This window comes from Thalassobacter sp. (genome assembly GCF_982993085.1).
Window position 1 is genome coordinate 1 of sequence record NZ_CEZFMW010000204.1, and the last position, 3158, is coordinate 3158.

A 3158-nucleotide genomic window follows, 5' to 3' on the forward strand; every position below is an offset into this window, starting at 1 on the left:
GGGGTCCTTCCCGCACAATTTATTGAGTGTTCTTCTAGTGATCATATGCGCCAAGGGCAATATAAGTGGCGGAATTTAGTGGCGCAAAATGTCGCGGTTTTGATCTGGATCAAAGTGGTTGGCCACCCTTCATGTCCGTGGCTTCCGCCTAGGGCGCCCAAGAGGATTGTCCAATAGATATTGGACCGTGCGGTGGCGTCTATTTCGTTGTTTTTAGAACGTAATGCGCGCCCTGCGGGCAGGAGCAGGGCCCATCGCGGGCTCAAAGGTACGGCGCAGGGCCACATCCACATCCCCAAGAGTGACGGGCAGGCCCAAATCAACCAAAGAGGTTACGCCATGTTCGGCAATCCCGCAGGGGATGATTCCGTCAAAGTGGCTTAGGTCAGGCTCAACATTGATCGAGATGCCGTGAAAGCTGACCCATTTGCGTAGTCGAATGCCGATGGCCGCGATCTTATCCTCGGGGATTTCGCCACTTGCGGTGCGGGGGTGGTCGGGCCGGGGCACCCAAACACCCACACGGCCGGGGCGGATTTCGCCCGAGATGTTGAATTCTTGTAGCGTGGCGATGACCCAGTGTTCCAACTGTTCGACAAACAGCCGCACGTCGCGCCCGCGCGCGGCCGCGTCGAGCATAACGTAAACAACACGCTGTCCCGGCCCGTGATAGGTATATTGTCCGCCGCGTTTGCTGGCGTGAACGGGAAAGCGGTCAGGATCGACAAGATCGCTCGGTTTGGCGGATGTACCCGCTGTATAAAGAGGGGGATGCTCTAGCAGCCAAACCGCTTCATCCGCCGTGCCAGCCGCGATTTCGGCGGCGCGGGCCTCCATCCGGGCGACGGCGGTTTCATAGGGCACGAGGCCGTCTGAGGTTATCCATTCGACCACGATGCGCGTCTTTCTTTATATACGGGGGCTTTGTGCGTCGACTTTACGCTCTATCGTTGCATCGTTCAAGCAACGCGGGGGATGGTTGATGGCCCTGTTCGCGCGCCTCTTTCGGGGCGCAAAGCCCCTCGGCGCATACGATTGCGATCCGCATGCATTTTCCTCTTTCCTTCGCTTTTTGGCTGAGCTAAACGCCCCACATACCAAGTCAAGACGTGCGGTCGTGGCGGAATTGGTAGACGCGCAGCGTTGAGGTCGCTGTGGGGTAACACCCGTGGAGGTTCGAGTCCTCTCGACCGCACCATTTGGATCGCGAGACGATCTACTTCCCTGAAAAGATATGAGCTAAGCGCTGGGCGGCGCATTTTAGCCGTTTGGGGTGAATTACCCCCGCTTATATCCCACCGCCAAGTTGTGATCCGTGTCACAGGTGTCGCCGGAGCAACACTCAAAAATATTGGATTTGCAGATCGCGCATTGTTCATGGCCGTGCACGACCACCGTCCGGAGCGGGGACTGGCACCGCGGGCAGCGTTGCTTGTGTGCATTAGAGGGGTCGAGATGGTTGTCCATATACGTCCTCATATCTGATGTCGTTGGCGGGGTTGGGCGAATTATTCCGCCGCGGGCTTAAGCGACGCCATCAACATATGGAACTTTTCACCCTGTACGGCAACATGCCCTCTGATCACCGCTGCGGCGGTGTCGCCGTCGCCAGCCTCAAGCGCTGCGACGATTGCTTCATGCTCGCTCATGGATTGGCTCAGCCGTCCCCGAAAGCGTAGTTGCATTCGGCGGAAGGGTTGTAGCCGTCGGTGTAGACGCAGGCATTCTTGTTCCAGGAACGCGTTGCCGGATTGGCGATAGAGGGTTGCGTGAAATCGCTCATTCTCGCGGTAGTAGCCATCGCTGTCCTTGGCGGCGACGGCGGCATTGCACCGTGCGTTTGTCTCATGAAGGGCCTGCAACGCGGTTTCGGTGATGCGCGATGCGGCAAGCCGGGCGCAGGCGGCCTCTAGCTCCGCCATCACTTCGAACATCTCAAGCAGTTCTACGGGGCCGGGCTGGCGCACGAAAACCCCGCGCCGGGGGATCGCCTCGACCATGCCGCTTTGAGCAAGTCGTTGAAATGCCTCGCGAATGGGGGTGCGTGATACGTTAAACTGTTCAGCAAGCTGCACCTCATCCAACCGCATTCCGTCGGCATAGGTGCCGTCGAAAATCAGCTGCTCAAGGGCCTCTGCAATGCTATCTGCGCGTCGTTTATCCATGTTCTGTATATCATAGCATACGGGATCACACGCAAACAATCACTTTTTGTATACAAAAATATTGATTTAAAAAACACCGCGTGTGACAACCTGTCCAGCCCTGATAGGAATCGGGGCATGTTTCTGGGAGGATTCCAATGAAAAATATGCTGATTTCCACCGCTGTGGGTTTCGGGCTCATGGCTGGTGCTGCATCCGCGACCGAGCTGCGCCTGTCGCACCAGTGGTCCACAAAAGACATCCGCCACCAAGTGGCGCAGATCGTGGCTGACGAAGTCGCCGCCGCCGACGTTGACCTTGAGATTACGATTTTCCCGTCGAAGTCGCTGTTTGCGCCGCGGGAACAATACAACCCCGTGAGCCGTGGCCAGTTGGACATGACGGTTCTGCCGCTCAGCTATGCGGGCGGTCAGCAGCCTGCCTATAACCTGACCCTGATGCCCGGCCTCGTGCGCAACCACGATCACGCCGCGCGCTTGGTGGATAGCCCCTTTATGGACGCCCTCGAAGAGATCATGGCCGAAGATGACGTCAAGGTGCTGGTGCACGGCTACCTTGCGGGCGGTTTTGCGGGTGTAGACAAATGCATCACGTCGCCCGACGACATCCAAGGGCTGCAAACCCGCGCCGCTGGCCGCGCGTTTGAGCAGATGTTGGCAGGGGCAGGGGCGTCGATCACGTCCATGGCATCGTCCGAAATCTACAACGGGATGCAAACCGGCGTGCTACAAGCCGCAAACACCTCGTCGTCGTCCTTCGTGTCCTACCGCATCTATGAGCAGGTCAAATGCTATACACCTGCGTCTGAAACGGCGCTTTGGTTCATGTATCAGCCGCTGTTGATGAACCTGTCGACGTTCAACGACCTGTCGCCCGCACAACAAGAAGCTCTGACCGCCGCCGCTGCAAAAGCCGAAGCATTCTATCTGGAGCAAGCTAAGGCAGAGGACGCGGCTTCGGTCGAGACCTTCAAAGCCGCAGGCGTTGAGATCG

Annotated in this window: 3 protein-coding genes and 1 tRNA gene; 2 read left to right on the top strand and 2 right to left on the bottom strand. The window is 57.9% G+C overall.

Annotated features, from left to right (window positions below; genetic code table 11):
- Positions 1–213: 213 nt before the first annotated feature.
- A complete protein-coding gene (gene lipB / locus AC4GMC_RS17905; protein ID WP_487878240.1) occupies positions 214–894 on the bottom strand; it encodes a lipoyl(octanoyl) transferase LipB in 681 nt (226 codons plus the stop codon).
- Positions 895–1111: 217 nt separating this feature from the next.
- On the opposite strand from lipB, the gene AC4GMC_RS17910 reads away from it, so the two are divergent.
- Positions 1112–1198: transfer RNA gene (locus AC4GMC_RS17910), tRNA-Leu, on the top strand.
- Positions 1199–1508: 310 nt separating this feature from the next.
- Here the strand turns inward: AC4GMC_RS17910 and AC4GMC_RS17915 are convergent.
- Entirely contained in the window at positions 1509–2165 is a 657-nt protein-coding gene (locus AC4GMC_RS17915) for a GntR family transcriptional regulator (protein ID WP_487878239.1), read from the bottom strand.
- Positions 2166–2302: 137 nt separating this feature from the next.
- Between AC4GMC_RS17915 and dctP the strand changes: the two genes are divergently transcribed.
- Positions 2303–3158, top strand: an 856-nt coding sequence (dctP, locus tag AC4GMC_RS17920) for a TRAP transporter substrate-binding protein DctP (protein WP_487878238.1), incomplete at its 3' end; no start/stop codon positions are given.